The sequence below is a fragment of the Ruegeria sp. CL5 genome (assembly GCF_056536485.1).
On sequence record NZ_JBQFPS010000005.1, the window covers coordinates 292,340 to 313,089 of the forward strand.

Sequence of the window (20,750 nt, forward strand, 5' to 3'; positions counted from 1 at the left end):
TTCGGCGTTTCCATATACACCGCCAAAGCCTGCGCGCTCGGCGTTTGAATCTGCGTCCGCCAGGGGAGTGAGAGTGTGTGCCGCAAACGCACGCAAATCACCATTCCTGAAAACGTAGTATCGGAACTTACAAAATGTCGAAATCAACCATCTCTTCCCGAATTGTTCGCTATGGCGAACTGCAGCCGTGCAAAACCGCATTTATCGATGCCCATACCCCGGGCAGCGATCAGAAAGAGAACTTTACAATCATCGGCGGAGGTGTCTCAGAATCCCCGGATCAGCACGTGCACATCACGGACAAGATTGGCTTCAATATCGGTGCAGCGGGCCAGCCGCCAAAGTGCCGGAACTCTTTGCACAGCCACACGACGGCCGAGGTGTTCTTTGTTGCCAAAGGACGTTGGCGGTTTTTCTGGGGTCGTTATGGCACCGCTGGTGAGTTCATCGCGGAGGAAGGCGATATCTTCAACATCCCGACCGGTATCTTCCGCGGTTTCGAAAATGTCGGTCAGGACTACGGCATGATCATGTCGATTCTTGGCGGTGACGACGCGGGCGGTGGAGTGACCTGGGCCCCGCAGGTCATCGAAGATGCGCAGGCGCATGGGCTGATGTTGGGCGACAATGGTGTGCTATACGACTCGAAAAAGGGCCAAAACCTGCCTCACAACGTACGCCCGATGCCTCTGCTGACCGAAGAGCAGTTGAAGGATTACCCCGAAGTTCCTGTTGAGGATGTCGTCGGCAAATACGTCGCGCGGTATTGGGACTTGATGGCATTGTCTGCCAACAAGCCCGCGCAGGTGATCGGCGAAAACGGGATGATCAAGGATAAGCCCGGGTTCGAAGTTGATTTCCTTGGGCGTGGGTCTGCTGTGACCGAACCAGTTGTGGCCGAAAAACCTGTGGCTCTTATGCCCGCCAGCGGCCACTGGCGTGTTTCGATCGACGATCATGACACCACCTTGTCCTCCGGTGATACGGCTTTGGTATTGCCCGGTGAAACCTATAGCGTGATACCTTCCATGACCGGTCAGGCGGGCGTGTATCGGATCACCGCAACCGATGACCCAGCAGGAGCGACCTGGACAGGATGACCGCTGACCCTGACAACACCCATGCCGTTTATGAGCGGCAAGCCACGGAATATGACAAGCACCGCTCCAAGGCTCTGTTCGAAGCGCGCTGGCTGGCGCGCTTCACGGCCAGCCTCAAGCGAGGTGACCACGTATTGGATCTGGGCTGTGGCACGGGGGACCCGATTGCACGCCGGTTCATGGCTCAGGGATTCGCAGTAACGGGTGCGGACTTTTCCGATGCGATGTTGGCCCTTGCCCGGGATCGTTGGCCGGATGGGGACTGGCAAAATGCGGATATCCGGGATTTTGAGTTGGATCAGCAGTTCGAGGGCATCATCGCCTGGAACAGCTTTTTCCATCTGACCGCGGATAAGCAAAAAGACTGTATCGTCCGCATGGCACGGCATTTGCGGCCCGGTGGGATGCTCATGCTGACCGTAGGTCCTCGCGCCGGGGAGGTAGGTGGCAGTGTGGGGTCGGAACTCGTCTACCACGCGTCGCTGACCCCAGCCGGCTACGCAACGTGTCTTGAAGAAAATGGACTGCTAATGACCGGGTATCTCGCCGAAGATCCTGAAACCAAAAGCCATACGATCCTGATGGCACGAAAATTGTAAGGAGGTTCTGATGGCAATCAAAACCACACATGTTGGGTCTCTGCCCCGAACGCAAGACGTTGTCGATTTCATATTCGCCCGTGAAAACGGCGAACCCTACGATGCGGCGGCGTTTGATACCTGCATGACCGATGGGGTCTCAGAAACAGTACGCAAACAGGTTGAGGCCGGTATCGATATCGTCAGTGACGGCGAGACCTCAAAGATCTCCTACGCGACCTATGTCAAGGATCGATACACCGGGTTTTCTGGTGACAGCCCGCGCAATGCCCCGGCCGATTTGAAGATGTTCCCCAGCTTTCTGCAACGGCTGGCTGATGACGGTGGCACACCCCAATACGCACGACCGATGTGCACCGGAAAGGTGCGTTCAAAAGGGCAAGGCGAGTTGGAGAAGGACATTGCCAACCTCAAAGCGGCGATGGCGCGGCACGGGGCCGAGCGAGGATTTATGAACGCGGCTTCACCGGGTGTGATCTCGCTGTTTTTGCAGAACGACTTCTACTCAACGCGCGAGGCATATTTGGCGGCGTTGGCCGACGCCATGAAAGAGGAATACGAAACCATCGTGGCTTCTGGTTTGGATCTGCAACTGGATTGCCCTGATCTCGCCTTGTCACGCCATATGCTATTCACCGATCTCTCGGACGATGAGTTCATCAAGATTGCCAACATGCATGTTGAGGCTCTGAACCACGCGCTCCAAGATGTCCCGCAGGATCGTGTGCGGGTGCATATCTGCTGGGGCAATTACGAGGGCCCGCATTGCTGCGATATTGCGATGGACAAGGTTTTCAGCACCCTGATGGCGACCAAATCGCGCTATGTCCTGTTCGAAACCTCGAACCCCCGCCACTCCCACGAGTGGACGGTGTTCCGCAACCGCAGGGCAGAGATACCCAATGACAAAATTCTGGTGCCCGGCGTGGTTGATACGACCACTAATTTTGTCGAACATCCCGAATTGGTGGCCCAGCGGATCGAGCGCTTTACACAAATCGTTGGCGAAGATCGGGTCATTGCAGGCAGCGATTGCGGCTTTGGCACCTTCGCGGGATTCGGTGCAGTCGACCCTCAGATTGCCTATGCCAAGTTGTCGGCGCTGTCTGAGGGGGTAAAGCTGGCCTCGGCATGACACCATTGATTTTCTTGCCGGGTATGATGTGCGATGCCCGCCTCTTTGGCCTGCAGATCAATGCTCTGTCGGGCAGCAGGCCCGTGATGACATTCCCGTTGTCCGGGCACGACAGTGTGCAGGCAATGGCGGCTGACATCCTGCAAAATGCGCCGCCCAATTATGCGCTGGCAGGCTTGTCGATGGGGGGGATCGTGGCGATGGAAGTACTGCGTCAGGCACCTGAACGTGTCTCGCGACTGGCGTTGCTCGACACCAACCCTCTGGCTGAAAAACCAGAAGTCAAAGCTCGCCGTACCCCTCAAATGGCAGCAGTTCGCGACGGTAAATTGAGGGCGGTGATGCGCGACGAGATGAAACCCAATTATCTGGCGGACGGACCTACTCGGAGGGCTAGTCTGGATCTTTGCATGGCGATGGCCACAGACTTGGGCCCAGACGTTTTTCTGCGCCAATCAAAGGCTTTGATGGATCGCCCGGACCAAAGCAAGACCCTGATGGCATATACCGGGAAGGCTTTGGTCCTGTGCGGGCGCGAAGACAAGTTGTGCCCTGTCGAGCGCCACCAGATGATGCATGATCTGCTGCCACACAGCTCGTTAGAGATCATTGAAGGTGCAGGGCACCTCCCGACATTGGAACAACCACAAGAAACCACAGCGGCGTTGATCCGCTGGCTGGAGGACACATGACCCCATCCCTTTTGTCCCTGCTTCGCAAGGTCGACACCCCCACCGTCTGCAATGCCATCGAAGTGGCGCAGGGCAAGCGCGGGTTTGACGATTTTACACGCGGCACCATGCAGTGTTCAGCGCCCGAAGAGCCTGCGATCGTCGGCTATGCGCGCACGGCCAAAATCGCGGCTGTCAATCCGCCGACCGAGCCGTCTGACGTCATCAAAGCCCGGCGCATGGCCTATTACAAATACATGGCCGAAGCGCCCAGCCCGTGTGTCGCTGTGATTGAGGACTTGGATTATCCGGATTGCATTGGCGCCTATTGGGGTGAAATCAATACCTCTGTCCACAAGGGATTCGGAATTTCTGGTGTCGTGACCAATGGCGTAATGCGCGATCTCGGCGACTTACCCGAGGGGTTTCCCGTCGTTGCCGGTTCCGTTGGGCCGAGCCACGGTTTCGTCCACATCCGCGAGATTGATACGCCGGTTTCAGTTTTTCGCCTGACGGTTAATCCAGGCGATTTGGTCCATGCCGACCGTCATGGTGCGCTGGTCGTGCCCGAGGATGTCATCGATCGATTAGAAGCTGCAATACAAAAGCTTTTGTCGACAGAGCTTATTGTCTTGGTCGCAGCCCGCCATCCGGAGTTTAATTTCGAAGCGTTCGAGACCGCATGGGCAGCCTTTGAAAAAGCCAGAGTCTGAGTGCAGAGGGCAATCAAATTGAATGCCGGTTGAGTGGATAGAAAATGTACAGCTAAGGCGTGACTGTCTGTTTTTTTGTGCAACAATGAGAAACTCTGAAAATGGCATGTCGGAACAAGCCGCGTTGCAGAAATAAACTCAACTTCGAAAGGCCGCTGTGGGTCGTCCTCGAAAGCTTCGGCACGACCCAATATCGCCAATGCTGCAATTGTTCCCGCGGCAATAGAGAGCCCAGATTGACCGATGCTGCGCTCGGTTCCAAAGTCCGTTATCCCACAGAACTCGGTCTTTCGTTAGGCAATCGGTGTGAAGTCCATCGTCCAGTTGGTTTCCCAAGTGGCTCCATCATCAGTCGAGAAAGCTTGTTCCCATCGCGGAACCGCCCCTTTTTTCCAAAGAAACCTGACGATGACGGGCTGCCCATTCAACACGTCATGCGCGCGAAATTCTCCGATATCTCCTGTGAATGCACCCTTTACCGGTGTATCAAGCCTGTGGGGCGATCTACCGTCGAGCCACCAGATCGCCCATTCCCCTGAACCTGGATCGAAGCTGCGTAAGGCAATGGCGCGATAAGGCTGTCCAGGAAGCTCGACAAGGTTGTCTTCAACATTTCCATTGCCTGCGAGGATTGGCTGCGTTTGCGAAAGGCCTGCGAAAACCTCCCAGTCATCGCAGCCGGTTAACTGCTCCTTCAAGCGTCTGTGCTGTACGGTCCAAGACCCGAACATGAAGTCAAAATCATTCTGGATAGCGGTTGTCGCCTCGGGGTCGCGATCGGTGTGCATGGCTTCTCCTTTTTTTCCGTGACATGACAGCTTATGAGAGAAATAACCCGACATATCGTGTCATGTTTTTTGGAGAGCCGATGAAATCCTCTCGCTTACTGTCAATTTTGTTACACCTTCAATCCCGTGGCCTGATGACGGCGCAGCAATTGGCCGATGAATTTGAAGTTAGCTTGCGCACGATTCACAGAGACATCGATCAGCTAAGCTACGCAGGTGTCCCCGTTTATGCCGAGCGGGGGCGCAACGGCGGCTATCGGTTGATGGATGGATACCAGACCCGATTGACAGGCCTTGATGCGGATGAAGCGCGCAGCCTGCTGCTGGCGGGGCTTGGCTCCGCATTGGATGATCTTGGTTTGCTGGAAGCCGCGAGCCAGACAGAGCTGAAAGTCATGGCGTCGCTCTCGGGTTCGACGCGCGATCAGGCCATTCTTGTTTCCGAGAGGTTTTTGTTGGATCCGCTGGGTTGGTATCAAAAGAAGACCGCGGCTCCATTTGTGCCTGAGGTTGCCTCAGCGGTGTGGAATGAAAGGCGACTGTCGATAGAATACGAGAGCTGGAACGGTGTCGTGGACCGTGTCGTGTCACCCTTGGCGATTGTCCTGAAAGCCGGAAACTGGTACCTTATCGCGCTCGTCGAAACTCCACGTGTCTACAAGATTGCAAATGTCCGGAGCATCAAGGTTCTTGATGAAACATTTTCGCGCCCGAAGACTTTTGATGTCAGCGCTTTTTGGCACAGCTGGATCGCAGAGTTCGAGCGTCGCCTGAAGTCTCAACCAGTCGCGCTTCGGGTCAGTTCAACAGGCTTGCGCATGTTAAACGAAATGGGCTTTGTATCGCAGTCGCCTGTTCAGATTCCGAAACGAAAAGGATGGTTCTCTGTGAACGTACACATGGAGGTTGGAGTGAAGGCCGTTCGTGATGTTTTATCGTTGGGTTCTGAGGCCGAGGTCCATGAGCCAGCCGCATTTCGAGAAGACGTGATCGCTGAGGCCCGCAAAGTTATCGATCTATACGTATCTTGAATTCGCCGAGGTCTGCTTAGTGAAGATAAGCGGGCATCCTTTGCGATGGCAACGAACTGGCGCTTTGCCCGCGAAATGTGAGTTTGAATAATCCCAAAGATGACGCTTGCAGCGAATGTCCGCAAAGCAGGCTGCTGGCGCAGCATTGAGAATGCAGGGCGAAGGTCGGCTATGGGCCGGAGCAACGCCAAAACAAACCATTGATCCTAAAAAGAGCATATCGCCAGGTCCCAAGGGGCCGTCAGATGCTCTTAAACATTCGCCACATTTTTGCTGTCTTTTACCATGCTTACCCCTAACCGATATGCCTTTTGCAAGATGACGTCGGCTGATCTTGCGATGATCTCGCAATTGCAATCGCACCCACATGTTCGCGAATGGTGGGATTCCAATGAGCCAAGCACGAACAAAGAACTGGAAGACGTGCGAGTCCGAAGATGGATCGTTTCACTTGCGGAACGCCCGTTTGCATATATCCAGGATTACACTGTTCACGGTTGGGAGGATCTCCATTTCTATTCCCTTCCGCAGGGATCTCGGGGCATCGACCAGTTTATTGGTGAGCCAGATATGATCGGGCGCGGGCACGGTCCGGCCTTTATCTCTGAGCATCTTAAACGGGTGTTTTCCGCAGGAGTCCGGGTTATCGCAACAGATCCGCACCCGGAGAATGCGCGGGCGATCGCGGCCTATCACAACGCGGGATTCTCTGCCTTTGGTGAAGCGCGGCAAACGCCCTGGGGGCCGATCCTGCCGATGAAGGTCAGTCGTTAAACAATCTGGCTATGGCAGCCTGTACGTCTGGCACAAGAACTTCGAACCTTAGACGACTCCGTGTTCCGAGACTTGCAGGGGATGCGCTTCCGCCCAGTCAGCAAGAAAGGCGGACATCTCGGGAACCGTTGCAAATTGCGAGGCCTTTCGCGGAAGCGCCACACCGGTCTCCAGCGCCAGACGCGCGCATTCGATGTGATGGCGATGCGCCTTTTGTGGGCAGTTTTCGGACCCGTGAACAATCGTTGACAGCAGTGTCCCTCCGTAGGCATTTGTGTGGTTCAGGTCCGGGTTTTGGTTCAGGAAATACGACATGACGTCGGGCATTCCTTCCCAACCGGCAAGGTGCAGGGGCGGCATTCCCATTTCGTCCGGCAGATTTGGGTCAAAGCCAATTTCGACCAGTCGATGCATGTGAGGCAGGGTTCCTTCGCGCCAGACGAGGCGGCAAAGAAGAAACCTCATCTCTTGCGACAGGCTATTCATGTCGATCTGGTCGTCCTCCTTAGACGTCGCGTCCGCTGCCCGCACGAGTTGCTCTTCGGTCGACGTCAACTGCGTGGATACACCAGCGCATTCTAGAACCGACGCGACATCCCTGTTTCCGAAGACGCGGGCAAAGGCATAGGGAGAGTGGCCGCGGCTAATAGCACTTGAGTTCGCGCCGTGCTCCAACAAAAGCCGAGCGATTTCGCCCGAAGCCAAACGCCGGGCCGCCTGATGCAAGGCTGGGATCACCAAGGAAGGTTCACCCGACGGATGAGGATTGATGCCTTCATTGGGATCAGCGCCGTGGTCCAGCAACAGCCGGACTGCATCGGTGCTGTTGAAATCAATCGCCCTCGGCAACGCATTTGTTCCTTTCGGATTTGCCCCATGTTCCAGCAACAAACGAAGGCCTTTGGTATGGCCCAGTTCAGTGGAATGGTAGAGGGATTCATTGTCGTCGGGATTTGCCCCATGCTCCAACAGCCACCTGGCCAAAGGCATGTTGTCTGCATGGCCGATGGCGCCATAGAGCGCGGACAGGCGGTGGTCTGTCTCGGAATCGAATGCAAAACTGTCATTTACGTCAGCGCCGTGTTCGACAAGCAATTCCGCCATGGCGAGCATCTCGGGTTCTTTCTCAGGCGCTGTCTTGATGTATTTCGAAAACGCCAGATGGCACATTGGCCGCCGTGACGGGTATTCGCGTGTCGCAGCACCGGCATCCTGAACAAGGATCTTGCGCATCGCGGCTACGTCATAGAGAGCGACGAGAAGAGGCACCTGATCGTCTGCAAGATCCGGCTCATCTGCAAGCAGATGCACGATCGTCTCTTTTGAGCCGTTGTAAAGCGCCCAACGCAGCCGTCCCTGCTTTTGTGCGCGATCCATCCCTTGTGTTTCAACCGCGAGTTTCAATGCTGGCCACGAAGCGTATCCGGTCTCTCGCGCTATGACATGCAGACAATCCGCGTGTTTGTAGACCCCGTCTTTGGGCATGGTAACAATGCCATGGATGCGCAGCATTGCACCTTTGTCGCCCTCAGCAAGAGCATTACCCAAGGCCTTTGCGTCACGGCGCAGTTGGTCGAGTGATTTGGTCATCGGTCTTCCCTCCGTTGCCCGAAGGTCCGCTAAACCGGGCAGAGAAACCGATGTGGTTTTCACACATTCGTTGAGAGGTGCCGATGACAGCTTTCCGCGGACCGGGTGGCCGCCTCAAACGGCCTAGAGGTAGATTATCGCGTGCCATCGCGTGTCGCAAGCAGGATGCGATACGCCAGGCGCCCTAGCAGCTATAGCGCAGCGAATGGTTGTAATGTGGCTTGCGACCGCAGCAATTCGGTTAGCTAGTAGACGTCGGCATTGGGCTGTCTTGCGGGCAGTAGCAATGCTCCGAACTGAGTTGCTGCAACCAGCCCCAGCGGCGGCAATGAGCCCCGAAGTAACTGATGCTGTGGTCTGCAGGAAGGTCCGATTTCTAAACCATTAAGGCTAACTGGGATGCCCTACATCTTCCCATGCAGACAAGCCCGCGCGAGCAACTTGTTCGCCGTTGGTCTCCTGAACGAAGTGTCCTGCGTCTGGCAACATCAGAGGTGGGCGAACTACGCCCAATATTTCGTGCATGCGTTTCATCAGCCTCGGCGGGATCAGAACATCTGCTTCTCCTATCGCCATGAAGCTGTCGCCAGACCAGTCAGTTCTCCACCATGCCGCTGCACGTCGTGATACATCAACGCCCTCCATGTCGGGTTCGGTCATCACCAGCGACGGGAACTTCCGCACCCCGCCCCGATAACGCGCGTCCGGGAAAGGGGCGGCGTAAGCGGCCGCAACTTCATCGCTCATGCCGGGCACGTACTTTTGAAACAATGCGGCCACGTCATAGTCCGGGTGGGTTCGGTGGAAATCCCTCCATGCATCGAACCCTTCGCTGCTACCGCCACCCAAGCCAAGAACTGTGTTCATAACCAATAGCCGATTGAAGCGATCAGGCATGTCTGGTGGAATGGTAAGACCAAGAAGCCCACCCCAATCCTGTACAACGAGTGTAATTCCTTTGAGATCGAGCGTTTCAATCAACTCGATCAAGCTCTGTCTGTGAAATGTGAAAGTGTAGCAATTGTCTTGGATAGGTTTGTCAGACCGGCCGAAACCGAATAGGTCAGGAACAACAACTCGGGCGCCAGTCTCTAGAAAGACCGGGATCATATGCCGATATAAAAAACCCAAGACGGCTGCCCATGTAGGCACAAGAACACCCGCTCTGCATCCTGTGGACCTTCGTCTATTCTTGCCATCCGCAGACCTTTATACCCGGCCAACTGATCTTCGTATTGAGGATGCCAGGCGAAATCAGGCAAGTTCAGAAAACAGTCGTCTGGCGTACGTACAGCTTCGATAGGTGACAATCCTGCCCCCTGCATTTCTGTTTCTGTTAGCTAAATTTGCATCTTTCAGAGTTTTCTCACAAGCGGACATTCGCAATTCACGATTGAATGGCAACTTCGTTCGCAAACTTCCGGTTCGCAGAGTGCTCAACTTCGCGCTTGCGGCGAATGTCTCCTCTGACGGACCGCACCGCAGCGACAGCTACCGTAGTCGGAAGACCGCTTCGGGCCACGAGCTACCTCTTCCAGCCCGAAGCTGACTTCGCGAACTATGTTCTGCTTAAAAAGGGAAAATTGGAAGCCGACGCGCAGCCGACTTGTCAGCGCTATGCTACAACAAGGAAATCCCCTATCTGATGTCAGCCTGAGGCACGGCCTGAGATCTGGACAAAAAGGCACGTGGCCGGTCGCAAGGCGATATAGTGATCCGAAGATGGACAGTGTATTCGTGAAGTGTTCAAACGCGTTAGTGCCTATTTGGTCACGTAGCCTTCGGGCCTATTGGATCTTCGCTCCGGTCAGGCCCGTACTCTACATCGTGATCGTCTGGATAGGGTCGGTAGCCGTAGGAGGCAGGCAAAATGTCTTTAGCGGTGAAGCTTGCTTGGACGCAACTTGAATTGAATGTCCAGTAATCGCCACCTTTCATACCTAAATCCGCAATCACTTTAACTAAGAGCGATCCCTTTCTAGCCAGGACATTTTCGTGCAGACACGTTCCGGCGCTGCTGCCGAATGGCGCGAACTCGGTGCCGGACACAAGACAGCTTTGCAAGCTTCATTGAGACCGGTTCGAATTCCTCTGCGCGTGCTGCTGCAGTCCGGCCAGAGTAGATTGTGCCGGGAATTTCAGTTTGCTAACGTCAGACACGCGCTGGGGAGGGCGGGTACACCTATATGCTGGACTATTCGCACAACGCCTGGCTTGTGGCGGCCTCTTTGGCCGTGTCGCTGATGGCGGGATTTACCGGGCTGTATCTGACCCATGGTGCATCCCAGCTTGACAGTCAGCGGCGTAAGCTTGTGGTTGCTCTGGCGGCAGTCATTCTGGGTGGCGGCATCTGGTCGATGCATTTTGTCGCCATGCTGGGTCTGCAACTGCCGATCCTGTTTTACTATGACGCTCTGATCACACTGATTTCTGCTCTGGTCGCGATCCTGATGGTTGGACTGGCGCTTTTGCTGCTGCATTTTCGCCCACGCACGCCTCAGATTATGATCGGGTCTGGGGTGATCGTAGGCCTAGGGATCGTGGTGATGCACTATATCGGAATGGCCGGAATGCAGCTGTGCCGTCCCGTCTATAATGCATTGGATGTGGTGTTGGCGACGTTGGCTTCGGTGATACTGTCGGTTGCGGCCATCTGGGTCGCCTATGGTAATCGCACGCAGCGCAATATTCTCTTGGGTACGGTCTGCTTTGGGCTGGCCGTGTTCACTATGCATTTTGTGGCTACCAGCCTGACTGATTTCGTGGCCAGCGACAGCACCGGTGGCGCGGGACCCGCGCTCGACAATCAGGTTCTGGCGATGGGTGTCACAGTTTCGGTGTTTCTGATTTGCGGAGCGTTCCTGCTGACGGGTATCTCGTTCATCGAACCTAAGGAGGCGCCTGCACCCGAACGTCCTGCAGAACCCGCAGCCCTGCGTGCCGGTGTTCCGTTCGAGCGCGAGGGTCAGACTTTTTTCGCCGAACCCAACCGCATCGCCGCCATTCGGGCCGAGGGGCATTATACCGTTCTCTATATGGGTGCTGAAAAACTGTTCTGCCCTTGGTCGATCACCGAGGCCGAGAACCGCCTGAAACCAGACGGGTTTTTGCGTGCCCATCGCAGCTATCTGGTGAACCCCAAACACGTCTCTAGCTTTGAGCGTCACAAAGACAACGGCACCTGTTATTTTGACGGTGTCGACGCGTTGACCAAAGTGCCGGTCAGCCGGTCCCGCCTGACGGACATTCGCGATGCTCTCGGCCTCTGACCGCAGTTCGTGCAACCTATTCGCATTTCGTGAAACAAGCAGCGCGACCTGTTCCCGATCGCTGGAAGCCTTAAGTCACACGTTCTTTCCTACTTCGCAGGATCCCCAAGGCACACCGCTTGGACCCAGGGAGGAAAAATATGATACCAGCCGGTTTTGAGTATCACCGGCCAGGCGATATCGCCTCGGCCATTGGCATCCTACAGAAACACGGAGATGAAGCGCGCGTGATCGCGGGCGGGCACAGCCTGATCCCCATGATGAAGCTACGCATGGCCGAGATGGGCCATCTGGTTGATCTGCAGGCCATTGAGGAATTGAAAGGCATCCAGATTGGGTCGGAAACCGTCTCGCTTGGCGCGATGGTTACGCAGCATGAATTGATCACCCATGATGGTCTGGCTACCGCCATTCCGCTGATCCGCGAGGCTGCTCTGCAGATTGCGGACCCTCAGGTGCGTTACATGGGGACTGTCGGCGGCAATGTCGCCAATGGCGATCCCGGCAACGACATGCCCGGGCTGATGCAATGCATGAACGCGACATTCGAGCTTTCCGGTCCTGACGGCACCCGCCGCGTGGCGGCACGAGAGTTCTACGAGGCGGCGTACTTTACCGCTCGTGAGGATGAGGAAATCCTCACCCGGATTTCAATCCCCGTGCCGGGCGCGGGCGTTGGTCAGGCCTATGAAAAACAGAAACGCAAGATCGGCGACTATGCGACCGCTGCGGCTTCTGTGATGGTTGGCAACGGTCAGGCCTCGGTTGCGATGACCAATCTGGCAGACACCCCCATCTGGTCCGAGAGCGCAAGCAATGCGCTGGCCGACGGAGACGTCAGCGGCTGTGTCGCCGCGATGCTCGACGCGATCGACCCGGTCGCTGACAACCGCGGCCCCGTCGAATTCAAGAAACACGTGGCTGCTGTGATGCTGCGCCGCGCCATCGACCGTGCTCAAAGCCGTGCGGTCTGAGGGGAGAAACACTCATGTCGAAAATGCACGTCAAACTCACCGTGAACGGCAAGCAGGTCGAAGGTCTGGCTGAGCCGCGCACGCTGTTGATCCACTTCCTGCGGGAAGATCTGAAAATCACCGGTCCTCATATTGGGTGCGAGACCAGCCATTGCGGCGCCTGCACCGTGGATATCGACGGTAAATCCGTCAAATCCTGCACGACCTTTGTCGCGCAAGTAAACGGTGCTGATATTACCACTGTCGAAGGCCTGACCAATGACGATGGCAGCCTGGGTGTTCTGCAGGAAATGTTCCGCGAACATCACGGGCTACAGTGCGGCTTCTGCACGCCGGGCATGATCACCCGCGCGCATCGCCTGCTGCAGGAAAACCCGAATCCGACTGAGGAAGAAATCCGCTTTGGCATGGCGGGGAACCTCTGCCGCTGTACCGGGTATCAGAACATCGTCAAGGCGATCTCAGCCTCGGCTGACATGCTCAATGCTCAGAAGGAGGCCGCGGAATGAACGATCAAACAATGACCCCAGAAGAACGCGCCGCCAATCTCAAAGGGATGGGAAGCTCGCGCAAACGCGTCGAGGATGTGCGCTTTACCCAAGGCAAGGGCAACTATGTCGACGACATCAAGCTGGACGGCATGCTGTTCGGCGCATTCGTCCGCTCGCCTTATGCCCACGCCCGCGTCGTCAGCGTGAACAAAGACGACGCGCTGGCCATGCCCGGTGTGGTTGCCGTGTTGACAGCCGAGGATCTGGCTCCGCTGGGTTTGCATTGGATGCCGACGCTGGCAGGTGACAAGCAGATGGTTCTGGCCGATGGTAAGGTTCTGTTCCAAGGTCAGGAAGTTGCCTATGTCGTTGCCGAAAATCGGTACATCGCTGCTGATGCGGCAGAGCTGGTTGAGGTTGACTACGAAGAACTTCCCGTCCTGACCGACCCGTTCGAGGCGCTGAAATCGAACGTTGTCCTGCGTGAAGATCTCGCAGGTCAGACTGAAGGCGCCCATGGGCCGCGTAAGCATCACAACCACATCTTCACCTGGGAACAGGGCGACAAAGACGCGACCGAAGCCGTTCTGGGCGAGGCCGATGTTGTGGCCGAAGAGATGGTTTATTACCATCGGACCCATCCCTGCCCGCTGGAGACCTGCGGCTGTGTTGCCTCGATGGATAAGGTGACCGGCAAGTTGACGCTGTATGGCACCTTCCAGGCCCCCCACGCGATCCGGACTGTTGTGTCGCTAATCTCGGGTCTGGCCGAGCACAATATCCGGGTGATAAGCCCTGATATCGGTGGTGGCTTTGGCAACAAGGTTGGCGCCTATGCGGGCTATGTCTGCTCGGTCGTCGCCTCGATTGTCACCGGCCAGCCGGTGAAATGGGTCGAGAACCGGATGGAAAACCTTATGTCCACCGCCTTTGCCCGCGATTACTGGATGCAGGGCAAGATAGCTGCCACGAAAGACGGGAAAATCACCGGCTTGTGGTGCCATACAACAGCAGATCATGGTGGATTTGACGCCTGTGCCGACCCGACGAAGTTCCCAGCCGGGTTCATGAACATCTGCACCGGGTCGTATGACATCCCAACCGCCTATCTGGCCGTCGATGGTGTCTACACCAACAAGGCACCGGGTGGTGTGGCCTATCGCTGCTCTTTCCGTGTGACCGAGGCCGCCTATTTCATCGAACGGATGATCGAAGTACTGGCGATCAAGTTGAACATGGACGCAGCCGAGCTGCGCCGGATCAACTTTATCAAGGCTGATCAATTCCCGTACCAGTCAGCGCTGGGTTGGGAGTATGACTCGGGCGATTATCACACTGCTTGGGATAAGGCATTGAAGGCCGTGGACTATCACGGTCTGCGGGCGGAACAGGCGCAGCGGATCGAGGATTTCAAAGCCGGAAAGACCCGTAAGCTGCTGGGCATCGGCCTGACGCATTTCACCGAAATCGTCGGGGCTGGACCAGTCAAGAACTGCGATATCCTTGGGTTGGGCATGTTTGATAGCTGCGAAATCCGTATCCACCCGACGGGTTCCGCCATCGCACGGCTGGGGACGATCAGTCAGGGTCAGGGTCATGCAACGACCTTCGCCCAGATTATCGCCAGCGAGATCGGCCTGCCTGCCGATGACATCACGCTGGAAGAAGGCGACACTGATACCGCGCCCTATGGGCTTGGCACCTATGGGTCTCGGTCGACACCTGTGGCCGGTGCGGCAACGGCGATGGCCGCCCGCAAAATCCGTGCCAAGGCGCAGATGATCGCGGCTTACTTGCTTGAGGTCCACGACGACGATGTCGAATGGGACGTGGATCGGTTCTCGGTCAAAGGTGCGCCTGAGCGGTTCAAGACGATGAAAGAAATCGCCTTTGCCGCATATAATCAGGCGATTCCGGGGCTGGAACCCGGTCTGGAGGCCGTAAGCTACTATGACCCGCCGAACATGACCTACCCGTTCGGGGCCTATATCTGCGTCATGGAGATCGACGTCGATACCGGCGAATGGGAGGTCCGGCAGTTCTATGCGCTGGACGATTGCGGGACCCGGATCAACCCCATGATCATCGAAGGTCAGGTCCATGGCGGCGTGACCGAGGCTCTGGCAATCGCTATGGGTCAGGAAATCGCGTATGATGAGATGGGTAACGTCAAGACCGGTACGTTGATGGACTTCTTCTTGCCCACCGCGTGGGAGACGCCCAACTACACCACCGATCACACGGTGACGCCGTCTCCGCACCACCCGATCGGTGCAAAAGGCGTTGGCGAAAGCCCAAATGTCGGTGGCGTTCCTTCGTTCTCGAACGCGGTGCATGATGCCTTCCGTCCTTTCGGCCTAGTCCAAAGCCACATGCCGCATGACCACTGGCGTATCTGGAAGATCGCCAACGGTCTGGGAATGCACGGCTAACAGGAAAAGCTGCCGCGCTGGAATACGGCGCGGCGGCAATCCGGGAGAATTGCATGAGCTTGCAGCACATTCAGCAAGGCTTGGCCGAGGTGGGCTACGTTGCCGATGACCGATTGGCGATGGCGCTTCATCTGGCGCAGTTGCTTGGGCGTCCGCTGCTGTTGGAAGGGCCAGCAGGGGTCGGTAAAACCGAGGTCGCAAAGGCGTTGGCAGCACAGCGCGCGGCGCGGTTGATCCGGTTGCAATGCTACGAAGGGTTGGATGCCAGCCACGCGATATATGAATGGAATTACCAGCGCCAGTTGCTGGCCATTCGTGCAAGCGAGGCACAGGGTGGCACCAGGGAGGCCCAGCTATTCACTGATGACTATTTGCTGAAGCGACCTTTACTAGAAGCGATCAGTGAAGAAGAACCACCTGTTCTTCTGATCGATGAAATCGACCGGGCGGATGAGGAGTTTGAGGCCTATCTGCTTGAGATTTTGTCGGATTTTCAGATCACCATCCCCGAGCTTGGCACCATCAAGGCGCGTTCGCGGCCCATCGTGATCCTGACGGCGAATGGGACGCGGGATCTTTCGGACGCGCTGCGGCGTCGTTGCCTATATAGTTTCCTCGACTACCCATCACGTGAAACGGAAATAGCGATCCTGAAAGCCCGCATGCCCGAAGTTGAAGGGCTGTTGGCGCGCCAGATTGTTGGCGTTGTGCAGGCGCTGCGCAAAGAAGACTTGGAGAAGACCCCCGGCATTGCCGAAATGTTGGACTGGGCGGCGGCCCTTTCGGGGCTGGGTGTAAACGACATGGCGCAGTCCCGCGAAGAGGTTCAAGCCACGTTGGTTTGCCTTCTGAAAACCGCCGCCGATTACGACGCTGCTCCGCCCGAGGTGACGGATCGTTTGATCGGAAAGGTGGCGTGATGCAGGTCACCCGGTTCCCCGCTCGCGCATCTGGTTTGTCGGAACGAATGTCCGGCTTCATCGCGCATTTGCGTATGAACGGACTACGCGTCGGGCCAGCTGAAACGGGGGATGCATTGGCTGCGCTGGCGGCGGTCGAGGCGATGGATGTCAGACAGGCCCAACAGGCACTTTGCGTGTTACTGGCCGGCGACGCTGACGATTGGCGGCGGTTCGATGACCTGTTCGAAGCCTATTGGTTCAACACCGGCAAGCAACGCACGGGAACCGCACAAACGGCTCATGTGCGGGTCCAATCCGCCAAGCCGATGATCTGGCAGCAAGAGAGCCAGGATAGTCAGGAATCCGAGACCGGCACGGATCAGGCCGCCGCACCCGATCCCGGCGATGGGGAGGCCGTGGGGAGAGACGGGAAGCTGATTGCAACCCGTACGGCGAACCTGTCGCGCCGGGATTTGCGCGAGTTGATGGATGAAGACGCGCTGCGGCAGGCGGAACAGGCCGCAACCGCCATCGCGCGTGCGATCCGCGACCGGCGCTCACGTCGACAGAAACAAGCGTTACGTGGACCGGCTCTGGATATGCGTCGGATACAACGCGCCAGCCTCGCACGAGGAGGAGAGCCGATGGATCTGTATCGCCGGGCTCGCCCATCACGCCCAATGCGGATTGTGGCCTTGTGTGACGTCAGCGGATCGATGACGGTCTATTCGCGGGTTTTTCTGGCCTTCCTCAAGGGTCTGATCGGCAGTGGAACAGAGGCGGACGCCTATCTCTTCCATACCCGCCTGATGCGCGTAACGGATGCGCTGCGCGACCACGACTCGTTACGCGCGGCAGGGCGGTTATCGCTGATGGCCGAAGGGTTCGGCGGTGGGACCGACATCTCGGGAAGCCTTGAGAGGTTTCTGAACGGATATGGTGCTCGCGCATTGAACGGGCGGACGATCGTATTGATCCTCTCAGACGGTTATTGCAGCGAGTCACCTGAGGCCCTGGGAGATGCTCTGGCTCGGATTCGGCGCAAGGCGCGGCGGATTGTTTGGCTGAATCCTCTTAAAGGATGGAAAGACTATCAGCCCATTGCCGCCGCTATGCAGGCAGCAGAACCTTATCTGGATGCGCACCTGCCGGCCAACACGCTCGACGCGCTGGCGGCGTTGGAACCCGAGTTCCGAAAACTGTGAAAGGACACGTCGATGGCAGGTTTCGACATTTTCGACACGATTGAGGAGTTGCGCAAAAAAGGCGATGCCTTTTGCGTGGCAACGGTCCTTCGCACTGCCGACGCAACTTCGGCCAAGGCAGGTGGCAAGGCCGTGATTATGCGGGACGGCTGTATATTGGGGCATCTGGGCGGAGCGTGCGTGCAGCGCGTTGTACGCGCATCGGCGCAGGAGGCACTTGCGGGTGGAACTCCGAAAATGATCCGCGTGAAACCTTCAGACAAGGTAGTGGCGATGACAGACCCGGATGGTGTTGAGACCTTCAAAAGCGGTTGTCCTTCGGGCGGAACGGTCGATTTGCTGATCGAACCCTATCAGCACGCCCCGCGCTTGATCATTTTCGGAGAGTCTCCGATTGCACACGCGCTTGCCGCGCACGCGGCGCTGATCGGGTTGCGTGTTTGTTTGCCTGAAGGTTCCGAAAGCTCGGTGGAATTCATCGGTTTTGATCCAAATGACCTAAACGCATTGGGGGTTGAACCACGCGATTTCGCGGTGGTCGCCTCACAAGGGAAGGGCGATGGCGCAGCGCTGAAATCTGCGCTTGAATCACCAGCACGACGCGTTTCGATGGTCGCGAGCCACCGCAAGGCCAAGGTGTTATGCGAGAGGTTGGAAGCGCAGGGATTGACCGCTGAGCAAACCAGTCGGCTCAAGTCACCGGCCGGTCTGGATATCCATGGAATCGACCCGCACGAAATCGCCCTGTCGATCCTCGCCGAGATCATCCTCTGGCGGAATTCAGACAATTCCGAGGAGACGTCGCATGATGAAAAAATGGCGTAGATGGTTGCAATCCCTTCGGACTGTGAAGCCGGAACAGACCCCGGAAGAGGCGACCGAGACCGCACTTCGCGTTTTCCCAAGATGCTGTTGAGTAAAGGACTCTCAAATGGAACTAAATGACGAAATCCGTATCTCTGCTCCGCGTGACGTCGTGTACCGAGCGCTGAATGATCCGGATGTGTTGAGAGAGTGCATTCCTGGGTGTGAGGAACTGATCCAACATTCTCCCGAGCACTTGGAGGCCAAAGTCGTGCTCAAAATCGGCCCCGTCAAAGCTCGGTTCAGCGGCGAAGTGACGTTGGACAACTCCAAAGCTCCGGATGAGTTTTCCCTGACTGGTGAAGGAAAAGGTGGCGCTGCGGGCTTTGCCAAAGGGGGTGCGGATGTCAATCTTAGCACGGAGGGCGAGGAAACAGTTTTATCCTATACTGCCAAAGTCACAATCGGAGGAAAAATAGCGCAATTGGGCAGCCGGTTGATTGCTGGGACTGCAAAAAAACTTTCAGCCAAGTTTTTCGACAAGTTTGGGGAAATCGTCGCCGAGCAACGCGTCGGCTAGGGTTTGGACTTCGGTAACGGGGCCATCCCAATCAAGCGGTTTTGCGCAAAATTGTTGATCCGCTGAAGCGGTGTTGTCAGGTCTATACTTGTCAGCCCTTCTATGGAAGTCGAACATGGATACTTTGAACCAAAGCGGAGCCGTTCCTCACAACCTGCATATGATCGACAGCACCGTGATCCGCGCCCATCATCCACTGCCCGGCAGGGGGTTACGGCAGCAATTTCCCAAGAGGGAGGCACCGGACGCCAAACCATGGCCGCGATGAGAAGTTACACTTTGGCACACACTTTTTGCTGATCAAGCGCTGGCTGCATTGTTTGCAGTGCGTGTAAGTGCACAACTACGAAAATGCAGTTGCAGCGAATGTCAGTAATACGGCTTACAGGCGCAGCATCGCCACTTTCGATTCAAGGGCCGCTTTGGGCGGTGACCAACAGAATCACTTCAATTCGATCAAAAATTGTAAGGTGTTCCCAAAAAAAGGGGTGAGATGGCCTAAACGCAGGTAAATTGTTTGGCGTGATTGCAAAGGTCAGTCTTCAGTTCATTCGAAGACGCCGAAATCCGACGCCCCAATGTCGCAAATTCTAACAAGATGTGCGCTCTGATCGACAGCCTCACAACGCCAAACTTGGTTTCTTCCGCAGATCATCACGGTTCTGGACCATTCCAAAGGAGGAGACCCATATGTCTGGGAATGAAGACAACATACGGCAGCCCGGCTTGGTGCTGGCCCTCGTACCAATAGTACTGACCCTGTGTGTGCTTGGGCTGCAACTATTCTATTTCGGTGACTTCACTCCACACATCCCACTGGCATTCGGAATCGCAATCACAGGCATCGTTGGCCTCATGTTGGGTCACAAATGGCCCAGTATCGAAGAGGGCGTGTTCCACGTTATCAATATCTCCCTACCGTCGGTCTCGATACTGATCACAGTGGGGATGATCATCGGAGTGTGGATCGCAAGCGGCACCGTCCCGTCGCTGATCTACTATGGTCTCAGGATTTTGTCGCCCGAGCTTTTCCTCGCCGCAGGAATGGTCCTTTGCTCTATTGTCTCCGTTTCTTTGGGCACTTCGTGGGGAACGACAGGCACCGTCGGATTAGCGCTGATGGGTATTGGAGCCGGGTTCGGCATTCCAATGTACTGGACAGCAGGGGCGGTAGTCTCTGGTGCATTCTTTGGAGACAAGATCTCGCCTTTATCAGATACGACAAACCTGGCACCTGCTGTGACGGGGACTAATCTGTTCGATCACATTCGGAATATGCTTCCAACTACAGTTCCTTCCATGCTGATTGCACTGGTAATTTATTTTGTCGCCGGCTTCACTCTGATCGACACATCCCAGGTATCGTTTGACCGCATTCACGCGATCACCACAGCGCTGGACGACGCTTTCTGGATTTCGCCGATCATGCTGTTTCCGGCCGTTCTGGTCATCGTGCTGGCGGTCATGAAACAACCTCCGATCCCGTCACTGTTCGCAGGCGCCGTTGCGGGCGGCATCATGGCTATCTTCTGTCAGGGGGCTGGACTGCATGAGACGTTCATCTTCGCCAACAGCGGCTATTCGATCGATACTGGGGTTCCGGAGATCGATCCCTTGCTGAACCGCGGCGGTATTCAGTCTATGATGTGGACGATTTCACTGGTGCTGCTGGCTTTGGGGTTTGGCGGAGCG

20 protein-coding genes are annotated in these 20,750 nt (G+C 56.4%); 16 read left to right on the forward strand and 4 right to left on the reverse strand.

Translation table 11 applies throughout. The features are described from left to right. Positions 1 to 134 precede the first annotated feature (134 nt). The 5 genes from ACR0IU_RS11360 to ACR0IU_RS11380 are packed head-to-tail and all read left to right on the forward strand — an operon-like array spanning position 135 to position 4,218. Positions 135 to 1,100 (forward strand): cupin domain-containing protein, encoded by a 966-nt coding sequence (locus tag ACR0IU_RS11360; protein ID WP_480716328.1) that lies wholly within the window; start codon positions 135 to 137, stop codon positions 1,098 to 1,100. Beyond that, positions 1,097 to 1,699 (forward strand): class I SAM-dependent methyltransferase, encoded by a 603-nt coding sequence (locus ACR0IU_RS11365; RefSeq protein ID WP_480716329.1) that lies wholly within the window; start codon positions 1,097 to 1,099, stop codon positions 1,697 to 1,699. The genes ACR0IU_RS11360 and ACR0IU_RS11365 overlap by 4 nt, the downstream gene beginning before the upstream one ends. A gap of 10 nt (positions 1,700 to 1,709) precedes the next feature. Beyond that, positions 1,710 to 2,834, forward strand: coding sequence for a cobalamin-independent methionine synthase II family protein (locus ACR0IU_RS11370; protein WP_480716330.1), 1,125 nt, complete (start codon positions 1,710 to 1,712; stop codon positions 2,832 to 2,834). Continuing rightward, on the forward strand, positions 2,831 to 3,526 hold the full coding sequence (locus tag ACR0IU_RS11375) for an alpha/beta fold hydrolase (protein ID WP_480716331.1): 696 nt from the start codon (positions 2,831 to 2,833) through the stop codon (positions 3,524 to 3,526). Before ACR0IU_RS11370 ends, ACR0IU_RS11375 begins: the two co-directional genes overlap by 4 nt. Then, the gene (locus ACR0IU_RS11380; protein ID WP_480716332.1) at positions 3,523 to 4,218 is read left to right on the forward strand and encodes an RraA family protein; all 696 of its coding nucleotides are present in this window, start codon (positions 3,523 to 3,525) and stop codon (positions 4,216 to 4,218) included. The genes ACR0IU_RS11375 and ACR0IU_RS11380 overlap by 4 nt, the downstream gene beginning before the upstream one ends. 293 nt (positions 4,219 to 4,511) lie before the next feature. Here ACR0IU_RS11380 and ACR0IU_RS11385 read toward each other — a convergent pair whose 3' ends face one another. Further along, entirely contained in the window at positions 4,512 to 5,006 is a 495-nt protein-coding gene (locus tag ACR0IU_RS11385) for a DUF1579 domain-containing protein (protein ID WP_480716333.1), read from the reverse strand. An 80-nt stretch (positions 5,007 to 5,086) separates the two neighbouring features. On the opposite strand from ACR0IU_RS11385, the gene ACR0IU_RS11390 reads away from it, so the two are divergent. Continuing rightward, positions 5,087 to 6,037, forward strand: a complete 951-nt coding sequence (locus ACR0IU_RS11390; protein ID WP_480716334.1) for a helix-turn-helix transcriptional regulator — start codon at positions 5,087 to 5,089, stop codon at positions 6,035 to 6,037. A 318-nt stretch (positions 6,038 to 6,355) separates the two neighbouring features. Then, positions 6,356 to 6,811 carry a GNAT family N-acetyltransferase gene (locus ACR0IU_RS11395; RefSeq protein ID WP_480716335.1) on the forward strand — a complete coding sequence of 152 codons (456 nt, stop codon included), beginning with the start codon at positions 6,356 to 6,358 and terminating at the stop codon, positions 6,809 to 6,811. A 48-nt stretch (positions 6,812 to 6,859) separates the two neighbouring features. On the opposite strand, the gene ACR0IU_RS11400 is transcribed toward ACR0IU_RS11395, so the two are convergent. From ACR0IU_RS11400 to ACR0IU_RS11410, 3 genes are all read right to left on the reverse strand, one after another. Beyond that, entirely contained in the window at positions 6,860 to 8,401 is a 1,542-nt protein-coding gene (locus tag ACR0IU_RS11400) for an ankyrin repeat domain-containing protein (protein WP_480716336.1), read from the reverse strand. Positions 8,402 to 8,791: 390 nt separating this feature from the next. Continuing rightward, positions 8,792 to 9,511, reverse strand: a complete 720-nt coding sequence (locus tag ACR0IU_RS11405; protein ID WP_480716350.1) for an alpha/beta fold hydrolase — start codon at positions 9,509 to 9,511, stop codon at positions 8,792 to 8,794. Further along, positions 9,508 to 9,711, reverse strand: a complete 204-nt coding sequence (locus tag ACR0IU_RS11410) for a hypothetical protein (protein WP_480716337.1) — start codon at positions 9,709 to 9,711, stop codon at positions 9,508 to 9,510. The genes ACR0IU_RS11405 and ACR0IU_RS11410 overlap by 4 nt, the downstream gene beginning before the upstream one ends. A gap of 876 nt (positions 9,712 to 10,587) precedes the next feature. Here ACR0IU_RS11410 and ACR0IU_RS11415 point away from each other — a divergent pair. The 9 genes from ACR0IU_RS11415 to ACR0IU_RS11455 form a co-directional block, all read left to right on the forward strand. Continuing rightward, complete coding sequence (locus ACR0IU_RS11415) at positions 10,588 to 11,670, forward strand: MHYT domain-containing protein (protein ID WP_480716338.1); 1,083 nt, start codon at positions 10,588 to 10,590, stop codon at positions 11,668 to 11,670. Positions 11,671 to 11,810: 140 nt separating this feature from the next. Continuing rightward, positions 11,811 to 12,644, forward strand: coding sequence for an FAD binding domain-containing protein (locus ACR0IU_RS11420; protein WP_480716339.1), 834 nt, complete (start codon positions 11,811 to 11,813; stop codon positions 12,642 to 12,644). Positions 12,645 to 12,658: 14 nt separating this feature from the next. After that, positions 12,659 to 13,153: a (2Fe-2S)-binding protein gene (locus tag ACR0IU_RS11425; RefSeq protein WP_093963851.1), complete on the forward strand. Its 495-nt coding sequence runs from the start codon at positions 12,659 to 12,661 to the stop codon at positions 13,151 to 13,153. Beyond that, positions 13,150 to 15,567 (forward strand): aerobic carbon-monoxide dehydrogenase large subunit, encoded by a 2,418-nt coding sequence (locus tag ACR0IU_RS11430; RefSeq protein ID WP_480716340.1) that lies wholly within the window; start codon positions 13,150 to 13,152, stop codon positions 15,565 to 15,567. The genes ACR0IU_RS11425 and ACR0IU_RS11430 overlap by 4 nt, the downstream gene beginning before the upstream one ends. Before the next feature lie 53 nt (positions 15,568 to 15,620). Next, the gene (locus ACR0IU_RS11435; RefSeq protein WP_480716341.1) at positions 15,621 to 16,487 is read left to right on the forward strand and encodes an AAA family ATPase; all 867 of its coding nucleotides are present in this window, start codon (positions 15,621 to 15,623) and stop codon (positions 16,485 to 16,487) included. Beyond that, positions 16,487 to 17,674, forward strand: coding sequence for a vWA domain-containing protein (locus tag ACR0IU_RS11440; protein ID WP_480716351.1), 1,188 nt, complete (start codon positions 16,487 to 16,489; stop codon positions 17,672 to 17,674). The genes ACR0IU_RS11435 and ACR0IU_RS11440 overlap by 1 nt, the downstream gene beginning before the upstream one ends. A gap of 12 nt (positions 17,675 to 17,686) precedes the next feature. Beyond that, positions 17,687 to 18,499 (forward strand): XdhC family protein, encoded by an 813-nt coding sequence (locus tag ACR0IU_RS11445; RefSeq protein WP_170471737.1) that lies wholly within the window; start codon positions 17,687 to 17,689, stop codon positions 18,497 to 18,499. Positions 18,500 to 18,605: 106 nt separating this feature from the next. Continuing rightward, positions 18,606 to 19,058 (forward strand): SRPBCC family protein, encoded by a 453-nt coding sequence (locus ACR0IU_RS11450; protein ID WP_170774773.1) that lies wholly within the window; start codon positions 18,606 to 18,608, stop codon positions 19,056 to 19,058. A 690-nt stretch (positions 19,059 to 19,748) separates the two neighbouring features. Further along, a partial coding sequence (locus tag ACR0IU_RS11455; protein WP_480716342.1) for a Na+/H+ antiporter NhaC family protein occupies positions 19,749 to 20,750 on the forward strand: 1,002 nt, incomplete at its 3' end.